At 72.1% G+C, this 25081-nt stretch carries 21 protein-coding genes; 11 read left to right on the top strand and 10 right to left on the bottom strand.

Annotated elements, in window-relative coordinates; genetic code table 11:
• The 7 genes from ACFVZW_RS18020 to ACFVZW_RS17990 form a co-directional block, all read right to left on the bottom strand.
• Positions 1-859: HpcH/HpaI aldolase/citrate lyase family protein (locus tag ACFVZW_RS18020; RefSeq protein WP_384522300.1), on the bottom strand; the 859-nt coding region annotated here is incomplete at its 3' end.
• Positions 856-2058, bottom strand: coding sequence for a CaiB/BaiF CoA transferase family protein (locus tag ACFVZW_RS18015; RefSeq protein WP_384522298.1), 1203 nt, complete (start codon positions 2056-2058; stop codon positions 856-858). The genes ACFVZW_RS18015 and ACFVZW_RS18020, both read right to left, overlap by 4 nt.
• Positions 2055-2975 carry a ribokinase gene (gene rbsK / locus ACFVZW_RS18010; protein ID WP_384522296.1) on the bottom strand — a complete coding sequence of 307 codons (921 nt, stop codon included), beginning with the start codon at positions 2973-2975 and terminating at the stop codon, positions 2055-2057. The genes ACFVZW_RS18015 and rbsK overlap by 4 nt, the downstream gene beginning before the upstream one ends.
• The gene (locus ACFVZW_RS18005) at positions 2972-4348 is read right to left on the bottom strand and encodes an ADP-ribosylglycohydrolase family protein (RefSeq protein WP_384522294.1); all 1377 of its coding nucleotides are present in this window, start codon (positions 4346-4348) and stop codon (positions 2972-2974) included. The genes rbsK and ACFVZW_RS18005 overlap by 4 nt, the downstream gene beginning before the upstream one ends.
• Entirely contained in the window at positions 4345-5496 is a 1152-nt protein-coding gene (locus ACFVZW_RS18000; RefSeq protein WP_384522292.1) for an ADP-ribosylglycohydrolase family protein, read from the bottom strand. Before ACFVZW_RS18000 ends, ACFVZW_RS18005 begins: the two co-directional genes overlap by 4 nt.
• Positions 5477-6922: an ADP-ribosylglycohydrolase family protein gene (locus tag ACFVZW_RS17995; RefSeq protein WP_384522290.1), complete on the bottom strand. Its 1446-nt coding sequence runs from the start codon at positions 6920-6922 to the stop codon at positions 5477-5479. The genes ACFVZW_RS18000 and ACFVZW_RS17995 overlap by 20 nt, the downstream gene beginning before the upstream one ends.
• A complete protein-coding gene (locus ACFVZW_RS17990) occupies positions 6919-7926 on the bottom strand; it encodes an ADP-ribosylglycohydrolase family protein (protein WP_384522288.1) in 1008 nt (335 codons plus the stop codon). The genes ACFVZW_RS17995 and ACFVZW_RS17990 overlap by 4 nt, the downstream gene beginning before the upstream one ends.
• A gap of 232 nt (positions 7927-8158) precedes the next feature.
• On the opposite strand from ACFVZW_RS17990, the gene ACFVZW_RS17985 reads away from it, so the two are divergent.
• The 3 genes from ACFVZW_RS17985 to ACFVZW_RS17975 all read left to right on the top strand — a co-directional run bounded on the left by ACFVZW_RS17985 (position 8159) and on the right by ACFVZW_RS17975 (position 15391).
• A complete protein-coding gene (locus ACFVZW_RS17985; RefSeq protein ID WP_329121707.1) occupies positions 8159-8887 on the top strand; it encodes a VIT1/CCC1 transporter family protein in 729 nt (242 codons plus the stop codon).
• Positions 8888-9378: 491 nt separating this feature from the next.
• The gene (gene gltB, locus ACFVZW_RS17980) at positions 9379-13938 is read left to right on the top strand and encodes a glutamate synthase large subunit (RefSeq protein WP_384522286.1); all 4560 of its coding nucleotides are present in this window, start codon (positions 9379-9381) and stop codon (positions 13936-13938) included.
• Positions 13931-15391, top strand: coding sequence for a glutamate synthase subunit beta (locus tag ACFVZW_RS17975; RefSeq protein ID WP_384522284.1), 1461 nt, complete (start codon positions 13931-13933; stop codon positions 15389-15391). Before gltB ends, ACFVZW_RS17975 begins: the two co-directional genes overlap by 8 nt.
• A gap of 273 nt (positions 15392-15664) precedes the next feature.
• Here the strand turns inward: ACFVZW_RS17975 and ACFVZW_RS17970 are convergent, their stop codons facing one another.
• Positions 15665-16693 carry a hypothetical protein gene (locus tag ACFVZW_RS17970; protein ID WP_384522282.1) on the bottom strand — a complete coding sequence of 343 codons (1029 nt, stop codon included), beginning with the start codon at positions 16691-16693 and terminating at the stop codon, positions 15665-15667.
• A 141-nt stretch (positions 16694-16834) separates the two neighbouring features.
• On the opposite strand from ACFVZW_RS17970, the gene ACFVZW_RS17965 reads away from it, so the two are divergent.
• Genes ACFVZW_RS17965 through ACFVZW_RS17955 form a run of 3 tightly spaced genes read left to right on the top strand, consistent with a single transcriptional unit; the run spans position 16835 to position 18541 of the window.
• Complete coding sequence (locus tag ACFVZW_RS17965; protein WP_384522304.1) at positions 16835-17548, top strand: VWA domain-containing protein; 714 nt, start codon at positions 16835-16837, stop codon at positions 17546-17548.
• Positions 17549-17600: 52 nt separating this feature from the next.
• Positions 17601-17987, top strand: coding sequence for a VOC family protein (locus ACFVZW_RS17960; RefSeq protein WP_384522280.1), 387 nt, complete (start codon positions 17601-17603; stop codon positions 17985-17987).
• Positions 17988-18028: 41 nt separating this feature from the next.
• Complete coding sequence (locus ACFVZW_RS17955; protein ID WP_384522278.1) at positions 18029-18541, top strand: pyridoxamine 5'-phosphate oxidase family protein; 513 nt, start codon at positions 18029-18031, stop codon at positions 18539-18541.
• On the opposite strand, the gene ACFVZW_RS17950 is transcribed toward ACFVZW_RS17955, so the two are convergent.
• Together ACFVZW_RS17950 and ACFVZW_RS17945 are read right to left on the bottom strand one after the other, a co-directional pair.
• Complete coding sequence (locus ACFVZW_RS17950; protein ID WP_384522276.1) at positions 18536-19564, bottom strand: acyl-CoA dehydrogenase family protein; 1029 nt, start codon at positions 19562-19564, stop codon at positions 18536-18538. The genes ACFVZW_RS17955 and ACFVZW_RS17950 overlap by 6 nt on opposite strands.
• Positions 19564-20703: an acyl-CoA dehydrogenase family protein gene (locus ACFVZW_RS17945; protein WP_384522274.1), complete on the bottom strand. Its 1140-nt coding sequence runs from the start codon at positions 20701-20703 to the stop codon at positions 19564-19566. The genes ACFVZW_RS17950 and ACFVZW_RS17945 overlap by 1 nt, the downstream gene beginning before the upstream one ends.
• Before the next feature lie 56 nt (positions 20704-20759).
• Between ACFVZW_RS17945 and ACFVZW_RS17940 the strand changes: the two genes are divergently transcribed.
• From ACFVZW_RS17940 to ACFVZW_RS17920, 5 genes are all read left to right on the top strand, one after another.
• Positions 20760-21896, top strand: a complete 1137-nt coding sequence (locus tag ACFVZW_RS17940; RefSeq protein ID WP_384522272.1) for an acyl-CoA dehydrogenase family protein — start codon at positions 20760-20762, stop codon at positions 21894-21896.
• The gene (locus ACFVZW_RS17935; RefSeq protein ID WP_384522270.1) at positions 21893-22693 is read left to right on the top strand and encodes an SDR family oxidoreductase; all 801 of its coding nucleotides are present in this window, start codon (positions 21893-21895) and stop codon (positions 22691-22693) included. The genes ACFVZW_RS17940 and ACFVZW_RS17935 overlap by 4 nt, the downstream gene beginning before the upstream one ends.
• 15 nt (positions 22694-22708) lie before the next feature.
• The gene (locus tag ACFVZW_RS17930) at positions 22709-23329 is read left to right on the top strand and encodes a TetR/AcrR family transcriptional regulator (RefSeq protein ID WP_384522268.1); all 621 of its coding nucleotides are present in this window, start codon (positions 22709-22711) and stop codon (positions 23327-23329) included.
• Between the two features lie 18 nt (positions 23330-23347).
• The gene (locus ACFVZW_RS17925) at positions 23348-24505 is read left to right on the top strand and encodes an acetyl-CoA C-acetyltransferase (RefSeq protein WP_384522266.1); all 1158 of its coding nucleotides are present in this window, start codon (positions 23348-23350) and stop codon (positions 24503-24505) included.
• A gap of 346 nt (positions 24506-24851) precedes the next feature.
• Complete coding sequence (locus ACFVZW_RS17920; protein WP_005318814.1) at positions 24852-25055, top strand: cold-shock protein; 204 nt, start codon at positions 24852-24854, stop codon at positions 25053-25055.
• Positions 25056-25081 lie beyond the last annotated feature (26 nt).

Below are 25081 nucleotides of genomic sequence, written 5' to 3'. Positions count from 1 at the left end.
GTCTGGTGGGATCGTATTTGTTTATAACACACAGAGTAAATCCCCACCGTGGCGCTCCGCCCCGCCCCCCCTGGCACAGGACGCGGCGGGCGCCCTCCACGACCGCGGCGTCGATGAAGCGCCCGTCCGGGAGGGCGAGCGCGCCCTCGGTGGTCTCCGCGGCCTTCACGACCTCCTCGGCCGCGGCGACCTCGTCGGGGTTCGGGAGATACGCCTGCTCGATGACCGGGAGCTGGCGCGGATGGATCGCGGCCCGGCCCAGGAAGCCCAGCGAACGGCCCCGCGCACAGCTCGCCGCCAGGCTGTCCAGATCGCGGATGTCGGGGTGGACCGACTGGGCCGGGGGCGGGAGGGCCGCCGCGCGGGCGGCGACCACGAGACGGCTGCGCGGCCAGTCCAGGCCGCATTCGTCCCGTACCCCCAGATCGGCGCGGAGGTCCGCCTCGCCGAGGGCGATGCCGTGGACGGCGGGGTCGGCCGAGGCGATGGCATAGGCGTGCTCGAGCGCCAGGGCGTTCTCCAGGAGCGGGAAGAGGGGGATGCCGGGCACCGCCTCGGCGATCCGGTGGATGTCAGTGGCGTGTGTCACCTTGGGAACACGGAAGCCGCTGAGCCCGGGGAGGGGCGCAAGAGGGGGGATGTCGTGGTGTGCGTGGATGCGGACATGGACCGGGACGGGATGCGGGTCGGTCAGCAGGTCGACGGTGGCGGCCAGGGCGTATGCCTTGCGCTCCGGTGCCACCGCGTCCTCCAGATCGACGATCACCACGTCCGCGCCCGAGACCAGGGCCTTCTGGACGACGGCGGGGCGGTCCCCGGGGGCGTAGAGCCAGGTGAGGGGGAAGGGCGTACCGCTCATACGGCTCCTTCGCTGCGCAGGGCGCCGATCTCGGCCGGGGAGAGACCGAGCTCGGCGAGGACCTCGGCCGTGTCCGCGCCGTGCGGCCGGCCGGCCCAGCGGATCCCGCCGGGCGTCTCGGAGAGCCGGAAGAGGACGTTCTGCATACGGATCGGGCCCAGCTCGGGGTCCGGGACCTCGGTGACGGTGTCCAGGGCGCGGTACTGCGGATCGTCCATCACATCCCGGATGTCGTAGACGGGCGCGATCGCCGCCTCCGCCTTCTCGAAGGCGGCCATGGCCTCGTCGCGGGTGTGGCGGGCGATCCAGGAGCCGACCGCCTCGTCGAGCACGTCCGCGTGGGCGGCGCGGCTCGCGCCGTCGGCGAACCAGGGCTCGTCGATCAGCTCGGGGCGGCCGACGAGCCGCATGACGCGTTCGGCGATCGACTGGGCGGAGGTGGAGACGGCGACCCAGGAGTCGTCCGCGGTGCGGTACGTGTTGCGCGGGGCGTTGTTGCGGGAGCGGTTGCCGGTGCGGGGCTGGACGTAGCCGAGCTGGTCGTACCAGAGGGGGTGGGGTCCGATGACGGAGAGCATCGGTTCGATGATCGCCATGTCGACGACCTGGCCGCGGCCGGTCGTGGTCCTGGCGGTGAGCGCGGTCATCACGGCGTACGCCGTCGCCAGGGCGGCGATCGAGTCTGCCAGACCGAAGGGGGGAAGGGTGGGCGGGCCGTCCGGCTCGCCGGTGATCGAGGCGAAGCCGCTCATCGCCTCGGCGAGGGTGCCGAAGCCGGGACGGTGGGAGTACGGGCCGAACTGGCCGAAGCCGGTGACCCGGGCCAGGACCAACTCCGGGTTGACGGTGGACAGTTCCTCCCAGCCCAGACCCCAGCGTTCGAGGGTGCCGGGGCGGAAGTTCTCGACGATCACGTCGGCGTCGGCGGCGAGCTTCAAGAGGGTGTCGCGGCCGCCGGGGGTGGAGAGATCGAGGGTGATGGTCCGCTTGTTGCGGCCGAGGACCTTCCACCACAGACCGACGCCGCCCTTGGCCGGGCCGTGGCCACGGGAGGGGTCGGGCTTGCGGGGGTGCTCGATCTTGATGACGTCCGCGCCGAAGTCGCCGAGCATCATCGCCGCGAGAGGCCCGGCGAAGAGCGTGGCGAGATCGAGGACCCGCAGGCCCTGGAGAGGGGAAGGGGTGGCGGAGCGGGTCATACGGCGTCGACCTCCTGGCCGGTGAGAGAGCCGTGTGCCGCGTCGATCTCGGAGCGGTACGGCATCGAGGACGAGGCGCCTTCGCGCTGGACGGAGAGCGCGGCGGCGCTCGAGGCCCAGGCCAGGGCCTCGCGCACCGCGCGGCCCTCGCCGAGGGCGACCGCGAGCGCGCCGACGAAGGTGTCCCCGGCGGCGGTCGTGTCCACGGCCCGGACACGGGGGGCGGACACGGTGAACGCTTCGCTGTCGCGGGCGGCATGCAGGCTGCCGGCCGCGCCCAGGGTGATGACCACCTCGGGGACGAGGGTGAGCAGCGCGGCGGCGGCGGCATGCGGGTCCGCGATGCCGGTGAGCGCGGCGGCCTCGTGCTCGTTGGGGACCAACAGATCGGTGACGGCGAGGAGTTCGGGGGGCAGCGGCTGGGCCGGGGCGGGGGTGAGGACGGTACGGACGCCGAGCCGGCGGGCTGTGGCGGCGCCCTCCGTCACGACGGAGAGGGGGAGTTCGAGCTGGAGGAGCAGGGCGTCGGCGGTGGCGATCAGCGCCTCGTCGCCGTGGTCGAGGGAGGTGACGGTGCCGTTGGCGCCGGGGACGACGACGATCGCGTTGCCACCCTCGTCGTCGACGACGATGTGCGCGGTGCCGGAGGGGCCCTCGGCGGTGCGCAGCAGGTCGGTGTCGACCCCGGACCCCTCCAGCGCGGCCCGGAGCCGTGCACCGAAGTCGTCGGCGCCGACCGCGCCGATCATCGACACGTCGGCGCCGGCCCGGGCGGCGGCGACGGCCTGGTTGGCGCCCTTGCCGCCGGGGATCGTACGGAACTCCCGGCCGGTGACGGTCTCTCCGCGGGCGGGGGCCTTCGGGACGAAGGCGACGAGGTCCATGTTGGTGCTGCCGAGCACCACGATGCTGGTCATGGGCGTACTGCCTCCAGATACGTCAGTTCGGCCAGGGAGTCGAAGCCGATGCCGTCGAAGGACGGGATCGAGGTCGAGAGCCGGTTCTTGAGGGGGGAGGTCCAGCGCTCGGGCAGCCGGTCGGGGTGGCCGGCGAGCAGACCGGCGACGGAACCGGCGGTGGCGCCGTTGGAGTCGGTGTCCCAGCCGCCGGAGACCGCCGCGCAGATGGAGCGCGTGAAGTCGCCGTCGGCGTGGGTGAGCGCGGCGGCGAGGATGGCGGCGTTGGGGACGGCATGGACCCAGTGATACCCGCCGAGGGTGGTGTGGAGTCGGTCCACCACGGCGTCGAAGTCAGGGGTTTCGCGGGCGGATTCGATGCCGAGGCGGACGGCGGCGGCGAGCCGGGAGCGGGGCGGGACGACGGACAGTCCGGCGGCCAGGGCCCGGTGCACATCGGCCGTGCCGGTGGCGGCGGTGGCGATCGTCGCGGCGACGAACATCGCGCCGTAGATCCCGTTGGCGGTGTGGGTGAGCGCCGCGTCCCGGTAGGCCTGCGCGGCGGCGCCGGCCGGGTCGCCGGGGTGGGTCCAGCCGTGCACGTCGGCCCGGATCTGGGCGCCGATCCACTCGCGGAAGGGGTTGCGGCGGAGGGCGGTCAGCGGGGGCTCGACGCCGTCGAGGAGGTTGCGGTAGGCGACGCGCTCGGCCGTGAAGGTGCGGCCGGCGGGGAGTTCGTCGAGCCAGAGACGGGCGACGTCGGCGGTGGTGAAGTCGCGGCCGTACCGCTGGAGGAGGAGCAGGTCGAGCAGGGGGTAGTTGAGGTCGTCGTCCTCGGGCATTCCGTCGATGTTCTCGGCGAGGGAGGTGGGAGCGGAGCGACGGTTCCAGGGGTGGGCGGCGAGCAGGTCGCGGGGGACGCCGACCTCGGTGAACCAGGTCGTGAGGGGCCAGTTGCCGGCGGCGCGGGCGAGGGCGCGGATGGCGGGGAGGGGGAGCTTCTCGACGGGCTTGCCGAGCAGGCACCCGGCGGCCCGGCCGAGCCAGGAGGCGTGGAGCCGGTCGCGCAGGGTGTCGTTCCCGCCCGGGGGCGGCGGCTCTTCGTACGCGGGAGGTCTGTGGGGGGTCAGTTCCTGGATGGCGGCCAGGGCGGTGGGTTCCGTGGCGGAGAGCGCGCTCGGGAGCGTGGACAGCTCGTCCAGGAGGTGTTCCGCCAGCGGGCGCAGGTCCGGGCGCGGGGTGGGCGACGCGCCCGCCGCCAAGGGGGCGGGCCGACCGCCGGCCGCGTGCCAGCGGGAAGCGATCGCCGAGGCGTCCCGCCCGTCCTCCGCGGCCTGGCGGAGTTCGTGGCCGACGAGGTCCTCCGGCTGGACCCAGGTGACGCGCAGGTTCATCGGGCCGTGCTCGTCAGCGCCGCGTACGCCGACTCGTGCGTCCGGCGGCGGGCCGTGTCGCGGGTGAAGACCTCGCGCGTGACCGCCGTCAGCGCCTGCGCCGGGGCATGCAGATCCAGTCGGCTCGCCTCGGCCACCTGCTTGGACCAGTCGGACGGGACGGCCGGCTCTCCTCGCAGCGCACCGACGATCGCCCCCGCCATCGTCGCGATCGAGTCGCAGTCGCGGCCGTAGTTGACCGAGCCCAGGACCGTACGCCGGTAGTCGCCCTCCCCGACCAGCAGCATCCCCAGGGCGATCGGGAGCTCCTCGATGGCATGGAGCCGCGACGGGCGGCGCGCGCCCAGCGACGGCGCGCGGTACTCCGGGCCCACCGTGTCGAACGGCGCCACCGCCTTGCGGAGCGGGACGAGGGCGGTCTCGAAGTCCGTGTGCCGGGAGGCGACTTCGCACACCGCCTCGATCGCCGCCCGGGTTCCGTCCTTCGCCAGGGAGAGCGCGGTGCCCACGACCGACTCCGGGGTCGCGCCCGGCAGGCACGCCGCCGCCACCGCGGCCGCGAACACGCCCGCCGCCTCCCGTCCGTAGGACGACTGGTGCGGCGCGGAGACGTCGAGGGCCTCCGCGTACGCGCCCGCCGGGTTCGCCGCGTTGACCAGGCCGACCGGCGCCATGTACATCGCCGCACCGCAGTTGACGATGTTTCCGCTGCCCGCCTCACGCGGGTCGACATGTCCGTAGTGGAGACGGGCCACGAGCCACTTCTCGGCGAGGAAGATCCGCTGGAGCGGGAGGGCTTCGGCCTCCAGCTCCGGGATCCAGCGCGGGGTGGTGAGCAGATCGGGGACAAGGTGCTCGGCCACGGCGTACGCGTCGAGGTGGTCGCGGACCTTCTCGTACACCCTGATCAGGGCGTGGGTCATCAAGGTGTCGTCGGTGACGTGTCCGTCGCCCTTGTGGTATGGCGCGATGGGGCGGGCCGTGCGCCAGGCGTCGCCGTTCCAGGGGCCGACGATGCCGGTGACCCGGCCGCCGTGGCGCTCAAGGATCTGTTCGGGGGTGTAGCCCTCGACGGGGCCGCCGAGGGCGTCGCCGACGGCGGCCCCGAGGAGACTGCCGGTGATCCGGTCATCCAGTGTGGGTGTCATGTCGGAATTGTCCACCCGGGGTGGCCAGTTCCGTGTCTCCCAGCAGCCCGGCGAGTTCGACGAGATCCGTGCCGGCGAGGCGGGGGAGCGCGCAGCCGGCGAGCGTGCGGCAGGCGTCGCGCCAGGTGGCGGGGAGGGAGTCGGCGCCGCCGAGCGCGCCGGTGAGCGCGCCCACGAGCGCCGGGGCGGAGTCCGCGACACGCGAGAGGCAGGCGGCGGCGGGGATCGCCGCGGACGCCTCGCCGCGCGCGGCCGTGGTGAGGGCGAGGGCGACCGGGACGGTCTCGGCGGCGGCGATGCCGTAGCTGTAGACGTGGTCGACGATCTGGTGCTCCAGGAGGGGGACGAGTTCGAAGGCGCTCGTCGCGTCCTGCGCCATCTTGACGGCCTGCTGGGCGTTGCGGCCGATCTCGGTGCCGGGCGGGAGTTGGGCGAGGGCCGCCTCCACGGCCTCGTCGACGGCCGCCCCGCCGAAGGCCTCGGCGATCGCCGCGGCCATCGCCCGGGCGCCGTGGACCCCGTCGCCGTCCTGGGTGTACCGGGCGTCGAACTCGGCGAGTTCGGCGGCGGCGGCCGGATCTCCGGGGTGGACGAGGGCGAGTACGGCGGCGCGGACGCAGGCGGCGTCGTCGAAGTAGTGCGGGTTGTCGTGGCCGGTGGCGGGCGGGCGCAGTCCGGTGGCGAGGTTGCCGAGGCCGGCGCGGACGGAGATCCGGGCACGGAGGGGGAGTACGGCCGACTCGACTTCGGGGGCGCGGTCGGCGGCGGCGGCGACCTGGCTCGCGAGGGAGTTCCAGGCGAGGTCGACGGCGGCGCGGAGGCGGCGCTCCGGGGGGAGGGTGGTGAAGAGGGGGCCGGTGGCGGCGAGGACCGCCTCGGCGGTGAAGACCGCCCACTCGGCGTCGTCGGAGGGGCCGAGGCGGAGGGGCTCGGGAGGCTGGTTGAGGGCGATGGGGACGGGGAGGGTGGTGGTGGCGTTCTGTTCGGCGAAGGTGTCGAGTTCGCGGGTGAGCCGTCGGGTCCATTCGGGCATGCGGGCAGCGCGGTGCCTGGCCGCGGGCCAGCCGGCGGCGTCGCCCGCGGCGAGGCCGAGCAGGAGACCCTCGATCCTGGCGCGGACGGGGGCGGCGACCCCGTGGGCTGACCGGGCCCCATGGGCGCCGCCCTCGTCCGGGGCGTCCGGTCTCGTGGGCGGTGCCCACCCTCCCCCGGAGCCGTCTCCGGGAGGCGCCCCCAGCCCGGCGGGGCGATGGCCCACAGCGGTGGTGACGACCGCGCTCACTGCGGAGGAGGCGGGGCGATCGCCCACAGCGATGGTGCCCACGGCGGTGATGGCGGCCGTGCTCACGGCGGTGCCCGCGGAAGGGGTGGCGGGGGCCGCCGGTGCCGCGGCGCCCGAGCCGTACGCGTGGTGGGTTTCCGTCATGCCGCTTCCTCCTCGTCCGCCGTCAGGAGGTCCGCGATGTCCAGGACGTGGTAGCCGCGCATCGAGGGGAGGCAGCTGCCCGTCACCGGGGCGATCGCCGTCGCCCATTCCTCCGGGATCGCCGACACGCCCGAGGCCGCGCCCGCCAGCGCGCCCGCGACCGCCGCCGTGGTGTCGGCGTCGCGGCCCATGTTGACCGCGGTCAGGACCGCCGTACGGAAGTCGCCGCGGGCCGCCGCGAAGGCGCCGAAGGCCAGCCCGACCGCCTCCGGGGCCAGGTCCGTCCATGGGTAGCCGCCGATGACGACCGCCGAGCGGACCGTCCGTTCGCGTGCCAGCGGGTCCGGTTCGAGACGCTGCGCGGCGACCACCGCGCGGCGCATCGAGCGGGCCGTCCAGGAGTCCATCGGGACGACCGAGAGCGCCGCCGCGATGACGGAGGTCACGGACGCGCCGGTCATCGCCGCCGCGACGCCCGCCGCGACGGCCTGGCCGCCGTAGATGCCCTCGCCGTCGTGGCTGACCGTGCCGTCGATGGCGACCAGCCGGGCGGCCTCCGCCGGGCGGCCGGCCGCGAAGACGCCGAACGGGGCGGCCCGCATGGCCAGTCCGTCCGACCAGGCGTGTCGGTGCTGGGCGGAGATCGGGGCCGCCAGGCCGCGGCGGAGGTTCTCCAGCGTGCCCCGCTCGCTGAACCCCGCGCCGCGGAAGGGGCCTTCGTCGAGGTCGGCGATCCAGTGGTGCCACGCCCGTTCCACATGCTGGACGGTCAGCGCCGAGCCGTGCCGGGCGAGCAGCAGGCCCGAGAAGATCGCGTACTCCGTGTCGTCCGTGCCGGCCGGACTGTCCGTCACGAAGCCCTCGATCCGGCCCCAGCGGCGGCGGATCTCCGAGGGGCGCAGGTTCTCGGCGGGTGCGCCGAGCGCGTCTCCGACCGCGAGGCCGAGCAGCGCACCTCTCGCGCGCTCGCGCGTATCGCATCCCGTCGTTCTTGTCCGGCTCACCACATCGCACCCCTTTCACGGTTCCTGAATCTGTGCCACGTGGGGGAGGCGATGACGTCGCAGAAACGTCTCTGTCACCCGGCTGACACCACGGAAGAGTGCAGCCGAAACGGTGAGGTGGGCCTTACTAAGTACGGCCTGCCTTGCTGGCGGGCCCCTTACATCGCGCGTATTTTCGAGGTGTTGGGGGCGGCGGGTGCAACCCGGCCCGCCGGAGAGCAAGGGGAGAAGCATGTCCATCATCGAAGTCCACGCACCACTGCACGAGGCCCACCGCGACAACCACACCCACCGCGATGTGAACGGCGGCTGGTTGCGCCCGGCGGTCTTCGGCGCGATGGACGGACTTGTCTCCAACCTCGCTCTGATGACCGGTGTCGCGGGCGGCGCGGTCTCGCAGCAGACCATCGTCATCACCGGCCTCGCCGGACTCGCGGCGGGCGCCTTCTCCATGGCGGCCGGCGAGTACACCTCCGTCGCCTCGCAGCGCGAGCTCGTCCAGGCGGAACTGGACGTCGAGCGCCGTCAGTTGCGCAAGCACCCGATCGACGAGATGGAGGAGCTCGCCGCGCTGTACGTCTCCCGGGGCGTCGAGCCCGCGCTCGCCCGCGAGGTCGCCATGCAGCTCTCCCGCGACCCGGAGCAGGCGCTGGAGATCCACGCCCGCGAGGAGCTGGGCATCGACCCCGACGACCTGCCGTCGCCGACGATCGCCGCGGTGTCCTCGTTCGCCTCGTTCGCGCTCGGTGCGCTGCTTCCCGTACTGCCGTATCTGCTCGGTGCGACCGCGCTGTGGCCGGCCGTGCTGCTCGCGCTCGTCGGGCTCTTCGCCTGCGGCGCGCTGGTGGCCCGGGTGACGGCCCGCAGCTGGTGGTTCAGCGGGCTGCGTCAGCTCGTCCTCGGCGGCGCGGCCGCGGCGGTCACGTACGGACTCGGCATGCTCTTCGGGGCGGCGCTCTGACCTTCCGGCCGGACTCGGCAGGCCGTCGGCTTCGACGGTCCTGCGCTCCGATCTCGTGGCCGTACATGGGGGAGGCCCTCGTCCTGCGGCGAGGGCCTTCTCCATGCATGCTGGCTGTGACGTATATCCCCTGGGCGGATCCACCGCTCCGATGAGACACTATGCACAGCGCGACATACCTAGCCGTTACCCGGCGGTTTCGAATCCATGACCACCGGGCATGAGGCGTAAGCGCCGCGGGCAATGAGGCCCGCTCTGCGACGGGTCGCCGGAGACCCCCCGGAAGATCGATCCGTCCCCTTGGGGCACCCGTTGTCCCCATGCCACACAGGTGAACCAACACCACCGCTCTGTGTCAGCGGTGTCCGCATGTTGGAATGAGCTATCCACTTTCCGAGAAGCCAGCCATCATGTAACCTGCACGAAATTTCGCGGAGGGCCAACGTCGTCCCTCGGCTGCTGCATATGCCACGACGACGACGGGAGAGCCGATGCGTTCCGACGCCTGGTCGCCCATGGACGGTCGCCCCGCTCCGCAGGGGATGTACGACCCCCGTAACGAACACGACGCCTGTGGTGTCGGGTTCGTGGCCACCCTCACCGGTGTAGCCAGCCACGCGCTGGTCGAGCAGGCGCTGACCGTACTGCGCAATCTCGAGCACCGAGGCGCCACCGGCTCCGAGCCCGACTCCGGAGACGGCGCCGGCATCCTTTTCCAGGTCCCGGACGCCTTCCTGCGCGAGGTCACCGACTTCGACCTCCCCACCGCCGGCGCCTACGCCGTCGGCATCGCCTTCCTCCCTGCCGACGGCTCCGCACAGGCCGTCTCGCAGATCGAGACGATCGCGTCCGAGGAGGGTCTGAACGTCCTCGGCTGGCGTGAGGTGCCCGTCGCCCCCGAGCTGCTCGGCGCCTCCGCCCGCGCCACCATGCCGGTCTTCCGCCAGCTGTTCGTCGCCGACGGCAGCAGCGAGGGCATCGCGCTGGACCGCAAGGCGTTCGTGCTGCGCAAGCGCGCCGAGCGCGAGGCCGGGACGTACTTCCCGTCGCTCTCCGCCCGCACCATCGTCTACAAGGGCATGCTGACCACCGGCCAGCTGGAGCCCTTCTTCCCTGACCTGTCGGACCGCCGCTGCGCCACCGCCGTGGCCCTGGTCCACTCCCGGTTCTCCACCAACACCTTCCCGAGCTGGCCGCTGGCCCACCCGTACCGCTTCGTCGCGCACAACGGCGAGATCAACACGGTCAAGGGCAACCGCAACTGGATGGTGGCCCGCGAGTCCCAGCTCGCCTCCGACCTCTTCGGCGAGGGCAAGCTCGACCGCATCTTCCCGGTCTGCACCCCGGACGCCTCCGACTCGGCCTCCTTCGACGAGGTCCTGGAGCTGCTCCACCTCGGCGGCCGTTCGCTGCCGCACTCGGTCCTGATGATGGTTCCCGAGGCGTGGGAGAACCACGACTCCATGGACCCGGCCCGGCGCGCCTTCTACCAGTACCACTCCACGATGATGGAGCCCTGGGACGGCCCGGCCTGCGTCACCTTCACCGACGGCGTCCAGGTCGGCGCGGTCCTCGACCGCAACGGTCTGCGCCCCGGCCGCTACTGGGTCACCGACGAGGGCCTCGTCGTCCTCTCCTCCGAGGTCGGCGTCCTCGACATCGACCCCGCCAAGGTCGTCCGCAAGGGCCGCCTCCAGCCCGGCAAGATGTTCCTCGTCGACACCGCCGAGCACCGCATCATCGAGGACGACGAGATCAAGGCCGGCCTCGCCGCCGAGAACCCGTACGCCGAGTGGCTGGAGACCGGCGAGATCACGCTCGAGGACCTCCCCGAGCGCGAGCACATCGTCCACACCCACGCCTCGGTCACCCGCCGCCAGCAGACCTTCGGCTACACCGAGGAAGAGCTCCGCGTCATCCTCGCCCCGATGGCCCGCACCGGCGGCGAGCCGCTCGGCTCCATGGGCACGGACTCCCCGATCGCGGCCCTGTCCGAGCGCCCCCGGCTGCTCTTCGACTACTTCACCCAGCTGTTCGCGCAGGTCACCAACCCGCCGCTGGACGCGATCCGCGAAGAGCTGGTGACGAGCCTGCACTCCTCGCTGGGCCCGCAGGGCAACCTGCTGGAGCCGACCGCCGCGTCGTGTCGCAGCGTCACCCTGCCCTTCCCGGTGATCGACAACGACGAGCTGGCCAAGCTCATCCACATCAACGCCGACGGCGACATGCCCGGCATGAAGGCCGCGACCCTGTCCGGCCTGTACCGGGTCTCCGGCGGTGGCGACGCGCTCGCCGCCCGCATCGAGGAGATCTGCTCCGAGGTCGACGCGGCGATCGAGGGCGGCGCCCACCTGCTCGTCCTCTCCGACCGGCACTCCGACGCCGAGCACGCGCCGATCCCGTCGCTGCTGCTCACCGCGGCCGTCCACCACCACCTCATCCGTACCAAGCAGCGCACCCAGGTGGGTCTGCTGGTCGAGGCGGGCGACGTCCGCGAGGTCCACCACGTGGCCCTCCTCATCGGCTACGGCGCCGCCGCCGTCAACCCGTACCTGGCGATGGAGTCGGTCGAGGACCTGGTCCGCGCCGGCACCTTCATCGAGGGCCTGGAGCCCGAGCAGGCCATCCGGAACCTGATCTACGCCCTCGGCAAGGGCGTCCTCAAGGTCATGTCCAAGATGGGCATCTCGACCGTCGCCTCCTACCGCGGCGCCCAGGTCTTCGAGGCCGTCGGCCTCGACACCGCCTTCGTCGAGAAGTACTTCAACGGCACGGCCACCAAGATCGGCGGCGCCGGCCTCGACGTCGTCGCCAAGGAGGTCGCCGCCCGCCACGCCAAGGCGTACCCCGCCTCCGGCGTCCCCTCCGCGCACCGCGCGCTGGAGATCGGCGGCGAGTACCAGTGGCGCCGCGAGGGCGAGCCGCACCTGTTCGACCCGGAGACCGTCTTCCGCCTCCAGCACGCCACGCGCAACAAGCGGTACGACATCTTCAAGAAGTACACGGACCGGGTGAACGAGCAGTCCGAGCGGCTGATGACGCTCCGCGGGCTCTTCGGCTTCTCCTCGGGCCGCGAGGCGATCTCGATCGACGAGGTCGAGCCGGTCTCCGAGATCGTCAAGCGGTTCTCGACGGGCGCCATGTCGTACGGCTCCATCTCCCGCGAGGCGCACGAGACCCTCGCCATCGCCATGAACCAGCTGGGCGGCAAGTCCAACACCGGTGAGGGCGGCGAGGACCCGGAGCGCCTGTACGACCCGGCGCGCCGCTCCTCCATCAAGCAGGTCGCCTCCGGCCGCTTCGGTGTGACGAGCGAGTACCTGGTCAACGCGGACGACATCCAGATCAAGATGGCCCAGGGTGCCAAGCCCGGCGAGGGCGGCCAGCTGCCCGGCCACAAGGTCTACCCGTGGGTCGCCAAGACCCGGCACAGCACGCCCGGTGTCGGTCTGATCTCCCCGCCGCCGCACCACGACATCTACTCCATCGAGGACCTGGCTCAGCTGATCCACGACCTCAAGAACGCCAACCCGGCCGCGCGCATCCACGTGAAGCTGGTGTCGGAGGTCGGTGTCGGCACGGTCGCCGCCGGTGTCTCCAAGGCGCACGCGGACGTCGTCCTCATCTCCGGCCACGACGGCGGTACGGGCGCCTCCCCGCTCACCTCGCTGAAGCACGCGGGCGGTCCCTGGGAGCTCGGCCTCGCCGAGACCCAGCAGACGCTGCTGCTCAACGGGCTGCGCGACCGGATCGTCGTCCAGACCGACGGCCAGCTCAAGACCGGCCGTGACGTCGTCATCGCCGCGCTGCTCGGCGCCGAGGAGTTCGGTTTCGCGACCGCGCCGCTCGTCGTCTCCGGCTGCGTCATGATGCGCGTCTGCCACCTGGACACCTGCCCGGTCGGCATCGCCACGCAGAACCCGGTCCTGCGCGACCGCTTCTCCGGCAAGGCCGAGTTCGTCGTCAACTTCTTCGAGTTCATCGCCGAGGAGGTCCGCGAGATCCTCGCCGAGCTGGGCTTCCGTACGCTCGAAGAGGCCGTCGGCCACGCCGAGCTGCTCGACACCAGCCGCGCCGTGACGCACTGGAAGGCGCAGGGCCTGGACCTGGCCCCGCTCTTCCACGTGCCCGAGCTGCCCGAGGGCGCGGTCCGCCACGCCCTGATCGAGCAGGACCACGGTCTGGAGAAGGCCCTCGACAACGAGCTGATCGAGCTCGCCGCCGAGGCGCTCGACGCGGCGACGGCCGAGGAGGCCCAGCCGGTCCGGGCCCAGGTCGCCATCCGCAACATCAACCGGACGGTCGGCACCATGCTCGGCCACGAGGTGACGAAGAGGTTCGGCGGCGCGGGTCTGCCCGCCGACACCATCGACATCACCTTCACCGGCTCCGCCGGCCAGTCCTTCGGCGCCTTCCTGCCGGCCGGTGTCACGCTCCGCCTGGAGGGCGACGCCAACGACTACGTCGGCAAGGGCCTCTCCGGCGGCCGTGTCGTCGTCCGCCCGGACCGTGGCGCCGACCACCTGGCCGAGTACTCGACCATCGCGGGCAACACCATCGCGTACGGTGCCACCGGCGGCGAGCTGTTCCTGCGCGGCCGCACCGGCGAGCGCTTCTGCGTCCGCAACTCCGGCGCGCTGGTCGTCTCGGAGGGCGTGGGCGACCACGGCTGCGAGTACATGACCGGTGGTACGGCCGTCGTCCTCGGCGAGACGGGCCGCAACTTCGCGGCCGGCATGTCGGGCGGCGTCGCGTACGTCGTCGACCTCGACCGGGACAACGTCAACTCCGGCAACCTGTCCGCCGTCGAGACGCTCGACGACTCCGACAAGCAGTGGCTGCACGACGTCGTGCGCCGCCACCACGAGGAGACCGGCTCGACGGTCGCGGAGAAGCTCCTTGCGGACTGGCCCGCGAACGCGGACCGCTTCAGCAAGATCATCCCGTCCACGTACAAGGCAGTGCTCGCCGCCAAGGACGCCGCTGAGCTCGCCGGTCTCTCCGAGGCCGAGACCACCGAGAAGATGATGGAGGCGGCGACCAATGGCTGACCCCAAGGGCTTCCTGACCACCGGGCGCGAAGTCGCCAAGACCCGTCCGGTGGGCGAGCGCGTCAAGGACTTCAACGAGGTCTACATTCCCGGCTCCCTGCTGCCGATCATCAGCAAGCAGGCCGGCCGCTGCATGGACTGCGGCATCCCGTTCTGCCACAACGGCTGCCCGCTCGGGAACCTGATCCCCGAGTGGAACGACTACGCGTACCGCGAGGACTGGTCGCAGGCGTCCGAGCGGCTGCACGCGACCAACAACTTCCCGGAGTTCACCGGCCGCCTGTGCCCGGCTCCGTGCGAGGCGGCATGCGTGCTCGGCATCAACCAGCCGGCCGTCACCATCAAGAACGTCGAAGTCTCCATCATCGACAAGGCGTGGGACAGCAACGACGTCAAGCCGCAGGCGCCCGAGCGCCTCTCCGGCAAGACCGTCGCCGTCATCGGCTCGGGCCCGGCGGGTCTCGCCGCCGCCCAGCAGCTGACCCGGGCCGGCCACACGGTCGCCGTCTTCGAGCGCGCCGACCGGATCGGCGGACTGCTGCGGTACGGCATCCCCGAGTTCAAGATGGAGAAGCGGCACATCAACCGCCGTATCGAGCAGATGCGCGCGGAGGGCACCAAGTTCCGCACGGGTGTCGAGATCGGCCGCGACATCACGGCGACGGACCTGCGCAAGCGGTACGACGCCGTGGTCATCGCCGCGGGCGCCACGACTGCGCGTGACCTGCCGGTCCCGGGCCGGGAGCTGTCCGGCATCCACCAGGCGATGGAGTACCTGCCGCTCGCCAACAAGGTCGTCGAGGGCGACTTCGTGGCCCCGCCGATCACGGCCGAGGGCAAGCACGTCGTCGTCATCGGCGGCGGCGACACCGGCGCGGACTGCGTGGGCACCGCCCACCGCCAGGGCGCGGCCTCGGTCACGCAGCTGGAGATCATGCCGCGTCCGGGCGAGGAGCGGGCGGCCGGCCAGCCGTGGCCGACCTTCCCGATGCTGTACAAGGTCACCTCGGCGCACGAGGAGGGCGGCGAGCGGGTCTACTCCGTCTCCACCACCCACTTCGAGGGCGACGAGGACGGCAACGTCCAGTTCCTGCACCTGGTCGAGGTCGAGTTCGTCGAGGGCAAGCTGACGCAGAAGCCGGGCACGGAGCGGAAGATCCCGGCGCAGCTGGTCACGCTCGCGATGGGCTTCACGGGTACGGACGTCGAGAACGGCCTGGTCGGGCAGTTTGGTCTAGACCTCGATGAGCGGGGTAACATCGCCCGTGACGCGGACTTCGCCACCAACGTCGGTGGTGTGTTCGTGGCCGGTGACGCCGGCCGCGGCCAGTCGCTGATCGTCTGGGCGATCGCCGAGGGCCGCTCGGCCGCCCGCGGAGTCGACCGCTTCCTGACGGGCGCGAGCGACCTCCCGGCCCCGATCCGCCCGACGGACCGAGCCCTGACGGTCTGACGGTCCCGTCCCCAAGACGTCCCGTACAACGACGTACGGAACTGAGCGCGGCGCCCCCCGAATGTCCCCGACCGGACGACTGGGAGGGCGCCGCGGTGCGTCCGTCTCGCGGGGCGGGTGAGGAGGGGTACGGGCGGTCGGGCCGACGGACGGAGTCCGGCGCAGCCGGTCGAAGCCCGGGAGGCCGTCCGTGGCCGAGCGGTGCGAGTCCGGCGTCGAGGAATGGGCCCGGACGACTGGGAGGGCGCCGCGGTGCGTCCCGGCGCCCCCGGTCTACTGGCTGCTCATCCGGTGCGGGTGCGACGGGTCCGTCGGGCAGACGAAGGCGCGGTACTCGTCGCGGGCCGCCCTGATTCCCGTCGGGCCGTGGAGGGAGAAGGACCGGCTGGCGCGGGCCTCGTCGTACGGCCGCCAACTGGGCGCGCCCCCGCCCGAGTCGATCGTCAGCAGCAGCCGCATCTCCGTGCCGCACACCCCGCAGTACACCCGTATGAGATCCGTCCTGTGCCAGGAGTCCCAGCCGCCGATCTTCCAGCCGGGCGCGAGGGACAGGTCGTACTGGTACAGCGGCGCCGCGTCCCCGGCCCGCTCCGTGAACGCGTCCTCCCAGGCCTGGATCCGCTCGTCCAGCTCCTTCGGCAGGTAGTCCGCGAAGGGATAATCGACGACCCGCTCGGGGAAGAGCACGCACGGGGTCGGCAGGTACTGCGTCCGCTCCACGATCGGCGGTTCCGGCTGCTCCGGCAGAGCCTCCCGTACGTCCGCCGTCCGCCGCCAGATCAGCCGTGTCGACGGGCCGAAGTCGTGGGCGGAAGCGTCGTCATGTCCGGTGAACGGGCACCACAACACCTGGAGCAGGTCCGTCCCCGCCGGGGCGAAGGGCGCCAGGTCCGGCACGTCGCGGGCGTAGAACTGGGCGAGGGCGAGCAGCGGCAGCGGGGACCCGTCGTGCCGGTCCGGCTGGTACGCCGCGTCCGACATCTCGTCCAGCTCCACCCACTCGCCGGCGGTGTACGACGGACCGACGGCGTCGGCCGGCCGGGGCCGCGCCCATGCCGCCTCGACGATCCGCTCGTACCGCCGTGCCCGCTCCGGCCGTACGCCACGCGCCCGCCCGTGCGCCTCCCCGCACACCGGCCACGCCTCGTCCGCCGGCCACAGCAGCGGCCCGCCCACCGAGCTGTCCGCCGCTGTCGGCGTGCCCCGACGCGGATGCAGCAGGGTCGCCGTGCGGGCGTACGCGGTCAGTTCGGGGAACGGGATCGTGATGTCCAGCGGGCGGTACGGCGTGGTCGGTCTCACTCGCACAGGTTAACGAGCCACACCCGCGACGGTCTGGTGTCAACGAGCCAGGCCACCTCCCGCAGTTGATCACGTACGCTCGGCAGCAGCCGTACCGGAGGGGTCCGTACGGGAATCGGGGAGGGGGAGCCGTCCGTGGCCATGAGTCTGCGCAAGGTCGAGGAGACCGCGCCCGCGTTGGTGAGTCTCTACAAGTCGGCGGGGGTCTCCCTCCAGAAGCACGGGATGAGCGGGCAGCGCGTCGCCGTGTATCTGGTGGTCGACTACTCGGGCTCGATGAAGCCCTACTACCAGGACGGAAGCGTGCAGGCCCTGGCCGACCGGGTGTTGGGGCTCTCCGCCAACCTGGACGACGACGGGCGGGTGCCGGTGGTCTTCTTCTCCACCGACATCGACGCCGAGACCGACATCGCGCTCGCCGACCACCAGGGGCGGATCGACCGGATCGTCGCCGGGCTCGGCCACATGGGCAAGACCAGCTACCACCTGGCGATGGACGCGGTCATCGACCACTACCTCGACAGCGGGTCCACGGCCCCCGCGCTCGTCGTCTTCCAGACCGACGGCGGACCGATCAACAAGCTCGCCGCCGAACGGTACTTGTGCAAGGCGGCGAAGCTGCCGATCTTCTGGCAGTTCATCGGCTTCGGCGACCCGAGCAGCCGGCAGTTCGAATTCCTGCGGAAACTGGACGAGTTGGCCGTGCCGGCCAAGCGTCCGGTGGACAACGCCGGGTTCTTCCACGCCGGGAAGGACCCGCGCAAGGTCCCGGACGCGGAGCTGTACGACCGCATCGTCGCCGAGTTCCCCACCTGGCTCGCCGCGGCACGGGCGCAGGCCATCGTCCGGTCGTAGCGCGACGGAAAGGCGCTGGCGGGAGGGGTGTTGACCGGGTGATAGTGATGTCATGGCATCTCTTGTGCGACATGTGACGATCGACTGCGCCGACGCGTACGACTTGGCGACCTTCTGGGTCGACGTCGTGGACGGGAAGCTCGGAGAGGGGGACGTTCCGGGCGATGCGGAGGTGTTGGTCCTCACCGAGGGGGCGAACCTGCTCTTCATCCAGGTGCCGGAGAAGAAGTCGGTCAAGAACCGGGTCCACCTCGACATCCAGCCCCAGGACCGCACCCGCGACGAGGAGGTCGAGCGGCTGATCGCGCTCGGCGCGACGCTGGTCGGCGACCACCGGAACGCGGACGGGACCGGCTGGGCGACCCTGGCCGACCCGGAGGGCAACGAGTTCTGCGTGGAGCGCTCCGTCGCCGAGCGCACCGTCGAGCGCGCGGAGTAATCCAGACAGAGGATGTCCGGTATCCGGTGTTCCCTGGAACCATGGGACACACCGGAACCGTCACCTGGGCCGCCTTCGAGGCCGCCCAGCCCGAGTTCGCCGCGACCGTGCGGGAGCGCTTCGGGAAGTACACGCACCACGCCCTCGCCACCCTGCGGCGGGACGGCTCGCCCCGGCTCAGCGGGATCGAGGCGGACTTCCGCTTCGGTGAGCTGTGGCTCGGCATGATGCCCCGCTCGCGCAAGGCGCTGGACCTGCGCCGTGACCCGCGCTTCTCGCTGCTCGCCAACCCGGGCGCGGGGACGGACATGGGCGGGGGCGACGTACGGATCTCCGGGCGGGCGGTGGAGGTCACGGACGCCGAGACGGTCGACCGGTACGCGGAGGCGGCCGGTGCGCCGCTGCCGTTCCACCTCTTCCGGGTGGAGCCGGCGGAGGTGGTACGCACCTCTGTCGACGGCGAGGACCTGGTCGTCCGCACCTGGGCGGCCGGGCGGCCGGTGCGGACGATCCGGCGCGGCACGGACGACGCGCCGCCGCGCGAGGACTCATGAGCCGTCGTACGCCTCGATGACGCGGGCCCGGCACCAGGACGGGGTGCCCCAGGCGTCCCGGAGAGGACGGGCCTTGCGCAGCCAGAGGGAGAGGTCGAGCTCCTCGGTGTAGCCGATGGCGCCGTGGATCTGCAGGGCGGTACGGGCGGCGGCGTAGGCGGCCTCGCCGGCCGTGACCTTGGCGGCGGCGAGATCGGTGCTCTCGAAGGTGAGCGCCGCTCCGAAGAGGAGGGGGCGGGCGAACTCCAGGGCGAGCAGGGTGTCGGCCAGGCGGTGCTTGACCGCCTGGAACGAGCCGATCGAGGTCCCGAACTGGGTGCGCTGCTTCGCGTACGCCACGGTCCGGTCGAGGAGCGTGAGCCCGACGCCGAGCGCCTGCGCGGCGGTCGCGAGCACGGCCCAGTCGTGGGCGTGCGCGGCGGCCGCGGTCACGGCGCGTCCGGCGGCCAGCAGCTCCCCACCGGGGGCGGGCCTCGCGAGGCGGCGGGCGGGGTCCTGGGAGACGTGGACGTCCCGGTGCCCGGGGGCGATGTGCAGGTGGTCACCGCGGACGACGAGGACGAGATCGGCCCGATCGGCGTCGACCGCGCGCACGTCATGTCCAGGGGCCTGGGTCCCACCCACACCGGCGGGAGGTGTGGGCAGGGACAGGGTGGCGGTCGACTCGCCTGCGGCCATGGCCGGCAGCAGGCGTTTCGCCGGGCCCTCCTCTCCCCGCCGCGCCAGCTCCGACAGCAGCGCCGAGACGGCCACCGTCTCCACCACCGGCCCCGGTACCCCGTGCCGGCCCAGCTCCACGAACGCCGTCGCCAGTTCGACCGGCAGGGGGCCCACGCCCTCGTAGCGGTCCGGGATCGCCAGGGCGAAGACGCCGGCCTCCGCCAGGCGGGACCACAGGGCGCGGCCGGGACCGGAGTCGCCCGACGCCCATGCCCGTATCGCCGCAGGCGTCCCCGCCGCCGTCAGCATCGCGTCCAGCGAGCGCGCGAAGTCGCGCTGCTCCTCCGTCGGCAGGAATCGCATCAGCGCCGCCCCTTCGGCAGGCCGAGCAGCCGCTCGGCGATGATGTCGCGCTGGATCTCGTTGGTGCCCGCGTAGATCGGTCCCGCGAGGGAGAAGACGTATCCCTCGCCCCAATCGCCCTCCACCGACTCCCCGCCCAGCAGATCGAGCGCCGTCTCGTGCAGCGCGATGTCGTACTCCGACCAGAAGACCTTGTTCAGGCTCGACTCCGCCCCGATGGTCGCCCCCGCCGCGAAGCGCGACGCGCCGCCCGCCGTGAAGAGCTGGTACGCCCGCGCCCCGATCACCGCGTCCGCGACCCGGTCCCGGAGCCCCCGGTCCTCGCCGGTCTCGCGCCACAGCCGTACGAGACGGTCGGCGGTGGCCAGGAAGCGGCCGGGGGAGCGGAGCATCAGCCCGCGCTCGTTGCCCGTCGTGGACATCGCGATCCGCCAGCCCTGGCCCGGCTCGCCGATCACGTCCTCGTCGGGCACGAACACCTCGTCGAGGAAGAGCTCGGCGAAGGCGGGCTTCCCGTCGAGTCGTCCGATCGGCCGGACGGTCACGCCCGGCGCCCGCAGGCCGAACATCAGGTACGTCAGCCCCCGGTGCGGCCTGGCGGGGTCCGTCTCCGGGTCGGTGCGGAAGATGCCGAAGGCGCGGTCCGCGAAGGCCGCCCGCGAGGACCAGGTCTTCTGCCCGGACAGCAGCCAGCCGCCCTCGGTCCGTACCGCCCGCGAGGTCAGCGAGGCGAGGTCCGAGCCGGACCCGGGCTCGGACCAGGCCTGTGCCCAGACGACCTCGCCGGTCGCCATCGCCGGCAGCACCCGGGCCCGCTGCTCCTCCGTGGCGTGGTCGAAGAGGGTGGGCGCGAGGAGGTTGATGCCGTTCTGGGTGACCCGGCCCGGCGCCCCCGCCGCGTAGTACTCCTCCTCGAAGACCAGCCACCGGAAGATGTCGGCGTCCCGGCCCCCGTACCGCTCCGGCCAGGACACCACCGACCAGCGGTCGGCGGCCAGCTCCGCCTCCCAGAGGCGATGCGCGGCGAAGCCCTCCGCGGTCTCCAGGGACGGCAGCGGCTCCTCCGGCACATGGGCGCGCAGCCACTTCCGGGCCTCGGCCCGGAAGGCGTCCTCCTCGGCGCCGTACGACAGGTCCATCGGAGCCCCTCCCTCCAAGCTTCCCTAACAAGTGTTTGGTAGGTTAACGTACGGCCATGAGCAGCGTCGAGGAGTTCCGCGCGGAGATACGGGACTGGCTACAGGCCCACCTCGGTGGCGAGTTCGCCCGGCTGAAGGGTCGCGGCGGACCGGGCCGGGAGCACGAGGCGTTCACCGAACGCCTGGCCTGGGAACGGCACTTGGCGGCCCATGGCTGGACCTGCGTCGGCTGGCCGAAGGAGTACGGCGGCCGCGGCGCGAGCATCGAGGAACAGATCGCCTTCCACGAGGAGTACGCCCTCGCCGACGCCCCCGCCCGCGTCAACCACATCGGCGAACAGCTCCTCGGCCCCACCCTCATCGCCCACGGCACCGAGGAGCAGAAAGCCCGCTTCCTGCCCCCGATCCGCGCCGTCGAGGAGCTCTGGTGCCAGGGCTACAGCGAACCCGGCGCCGGCTCCGACCTCGCAGCCGTCCGCACCCGCGCCACCCGCGACGGGGACGCCTGGGTCGTCGACGGGCAGAAGATCTGGACCTCGCTCGCCCACGAGTCCCAGTGGTGCTTCGTCGTCGCCCGGACCGAACCAGGATCGAAGCGCCACGCCGGACTCTCGTACCTCCTCGTCCCCATGGACCAGCCCGGCGTCGAGGTCCGGCCGATCGTCCAGCTCACCGGCACCAGCGAGTTCAACGAGGTCTTCTTCGACGGCGCCCGCACCGACGCCGCGCACGTCGTCGGCGAGCCCGGCGACGGCTGGCGGATCGCCATGGCCACCCTCGGCTTCGAACGCGGTGTCTCCACCCTCGGCCAACAGGTCGGCTTCCGGCGCGAGTTGGAGGGTCTCATCGACCTCGCGCGGCGCAACGGAGCCCTCGCCGACCCCCTCGTCCGCGACCGGCTCGTCCGGGCCTGGACCGGGCTCCAGGCCATGCGGGCGAACGCCCTGCGCGGAACGGAACCCTCGATGGCCAAGCTGTACTGGTCCCACTGGCACCGCGACCTCGGCGAGCTCGCCATGGACATCTGCGGCGCCGCCTCCGCGGTCCTCGCCGCCGGGCCGTACGAACTCGACGAGTGGCAGCGGCTGTTCCTCTTCTCCCGCGCCGACACCATCTACGCCGGATCCAGCGAGATCCAGCGCAACATCATCGCCGAGCGGGTGCTCGGCCTCCCGAAGGAGCCGCGCCCATGACCCCGCCCGCGCCCGCCACCCCGCCCGCGTACGTCCCCGGCCACGGCCTGCTCGCCGGCCGCACCGCCGTCATCACCGCCGCCGCCGGAGCCGGCATAGGCGGCGCCACCGCCCGCCGCTTCCTGGAGGAGGGCGCCAGGATCCTGATCAGCGACGCCCACGCCCGCCGCCTCAAGGAGACCGAGGCCACGCTCGCCGCCGAGTTCGGCGCGGACCGGATCGACTCCCTGCCCTGCGACGTCACCGACGAGACCCAGGTCCAGCAGCTCTTCGACACGGCCGTACGCCTCCACGGCGGCCTGGACGCCGTCGTCAACAACGCCGGCCTCGGCGGCACCGCCGAACTCGTCGACATGACCGACGAGCAGTGGACCCGCGTCCTCGACGTCACCCTGAACGGCACCTTCCGCTGCACCCGAGCCGCCCTGCGCCACTACAAGGACACCGACGGCGGCGGGGTGATCGTCAACAACGCCTCCGTCGTCGGCTGGCGCGCCCAGGCAGGCCAGGCCCACTACGCCGCCGCCAAGGCGGGCGTCATGGCGCTCACCCGCTGCGCCGCCGTCGAGGCGGCCGCGTACGGGGTCCGCGTCAACGCCGTCTCCCCCTCCCTGGCCATGCACCCGCACCTGGTCAAGGTCACCTCGGCCGAGCTGCTCGCCGAACTCACCGAACGGGAGGCCTTCGGGCGGTACGCCGAACCCTGGGAGATCGCCAACGTCATCGTCTTCCTCGCCAGCGGCTACTCCTCCTACATGACCGGCGAGACCGTCTCCGTCAGCAGCCAGCACGCGTAGGACCAGAATGGACGTGTGCCGAACACTGCCAGCAAGAAGAAGACCCCGGTGAGCGCCTCGCCCGAGCGGCGCCGAGAACTCCTGGACACCGCCGCCGAGGTGTTCGCCGCCCAGGGCTACAACGCCACGACCGTACGCAAGATCGCCGACACCGCCGGAATGCTCGCCGGCAGCCTCTACTACCACTTCGATTCCAAGGAATCGATGCTCGACGAGATCCTCTCCACCTTCCTGACCGAGCTGTGGGAGGGCTACGACGCCGTCCTCGCCGCCGACCTCGGGCCCAGGGAGACCATCGAGGCCCTCGTCACCGAGTCCTTCCGGGAGATCGACCGGCACCGCGCCGCCGTCGCGATCTACCAGAAGGAGTCCCGGCACCTCAGCGCCCAGCCCCGCTTCCACTACCTCTCGGACTCGCAGGTGAAGTTCGAGAAGGCATGGCTCGGCACGCTGGAGCGAGGGGTCGAGGCCCGGGTCTTCCGCGCCGACCTCGACATCCGGCTCACCTACCGCTTCGTGCGCGACACCGTCTGGGTCGCCGCGTCCTGGTACCGCCCGGGCGGCCAGCACAGCCCGGAGGAGATCGCCCGCCAGTACCTGTCGATGGTCCTGGACGGTATCGCCGTACGTTCCTAGACGTCTGGAGGAGTTGTCATGGCCGAGGCCTACATCGTCGAAGCGGTCCGCACCCCGGTGGGCCGCCGCAAGGGAGGTCTGGCCTCCGTCCACCCGGCGGACCTCGGCGCCCATGTCCTCAAGGCCCTCGTCACCCGCTCCGGCGTCGACCCGGCCGCCGTCGAGGACGTGGTCTTCGGCTGCCTCGACACCGTGGGCCCGCAGGCCGGTGACATCGCCCGTACGGCCTGGCTGGCGGCCGGCCTCCCCGAAGAGGTCCCCGGCGTCACGATCGACCGCCAGTGCGGCTCCTCCCAGCAGGCCGTGCACTTCGCCGCGCAGGGCGTCCTCTCCGGCACGCAGGACCTCGTCGTCGCGGGCGGCACCCAGAACATGTCCATGATCCCCATCGCCTTCGCCTCCCGGCAGGCCGCCGAACCGCTCGGCCTGACCGAGGGTCCCTACGCCGGCTCCGAGGGCTGGCGGGCCCGGTACGCAGACGCGCCGGTCAACCAGTTCCACGGCGCCGAGCTGATCGCGAAGAAGTGGGGCATCACCCGCCGTGACCAGGAGGAATTCGCCCTCCGCTCGCACGAGCGCGCACTGCGGGCGATCGACGAGGGCCGCTTCGAGCGGGAGACCGTGGCCTACGGGGACGTGACCGTCGACGAGGGGCCGCGCCGGGACACCACCCTGGAGAGGATGGCGGGCCTGAAGCCGGTCGTCGAGGGCGGCACCATCACCGCCGCCTGCTCCTCCCAGGTCTCCGACGGCGCCGCGGCGATGCTCCTGGCGAGCGAGCGGGCCGTGCGGGAGCACGGCCTCACCCCGCGCGCCCGCATCCACCACCTCTCGGTCCGCGGTGAGGACCCGATCCGGATGCTCTCCGCCCCCATACCGGCGACCGCGTACGCGCTGAAGAAGGCCGGCATGACCATCGAGGACATGGACCTCGTCGAGATCAACGAGGCCTTCGCCCCCGTCGTCCTGGCCTGGCTGAAGGAGACCGGCGCGGACCCCTCCCGGGTGAACGTCAACGGCGGCGCGATCGCCCTCGGCCACCCGCTGGGCGCGACCGGCGTGAAGCTGATGACCACCCTCCTTCACGAACTGGAGCGCACGGGCGGCCGCTTCGGCCTCCAGACCATGTGCGAGGGCGGGGGACAGGCGAACGTGACGATCATCGAGAGGGTCTGAGGGCCGGCACGCGCCGTCCGGCCGGAGGCCGGCGCAGGCGCTCGAAGCCCGTGAGGCCCCCCGGGGCCGAGCGGTGCGAGGGGGCCGGTGAGAGGGAGGGGCCCATGTGCGAGGGCGGGGGGCAGGTGAACGTGACGATCATCGAGCGGCTCTGACCTCCGCACCGTCCCCGATGTGATGCTCGTCGCCGCCCCGCCCCTTCGGGTGGGGCGGCGTGCTAAGGTTCCTGAGTTGCTAGTTTTGGTACCCATGAACTTTATGTGCGCCTGACGGGAATGTTCCTTCAGGCGCGATTTTGTTTTCCGGACTCTCCGGGATGGGACCCTTACCTATTCAGGAGAAAATTATGGCCACCGGAACCGTGAAGTGGTTCAACTCGGAAAAGGGCTTCGGCTTCATCGAGCAGGACGGCGGCGGCGCCGACGTCTTCGCCCACTACTCCAACATCGCGACCTCCGGCTTCCGTGAGCTGCAGGAAGGCCAGAAGGTCACCTTCGACGTCACGCAGGGCCAGAAGGGCCCGCAGGCGGAGAACATCCTCCCGGCCTAATTGCCGGACGCGTTTCTCGCAGCCGG

Source organism: Streptomyces sp. NPDC059567, from assembly GCF_042735655.1.
Taxonomy (GTDB): Bacteria; Actinomycetota; Actinomycetes; order Streptomycetales; family Streptomycetaceae; genus Streptomyces.
The sequence above is the reverse complement of the archived record's forward strand: the minus strand, read 5'-3'. Positions and strand labels throughout refer to the sequence as shown.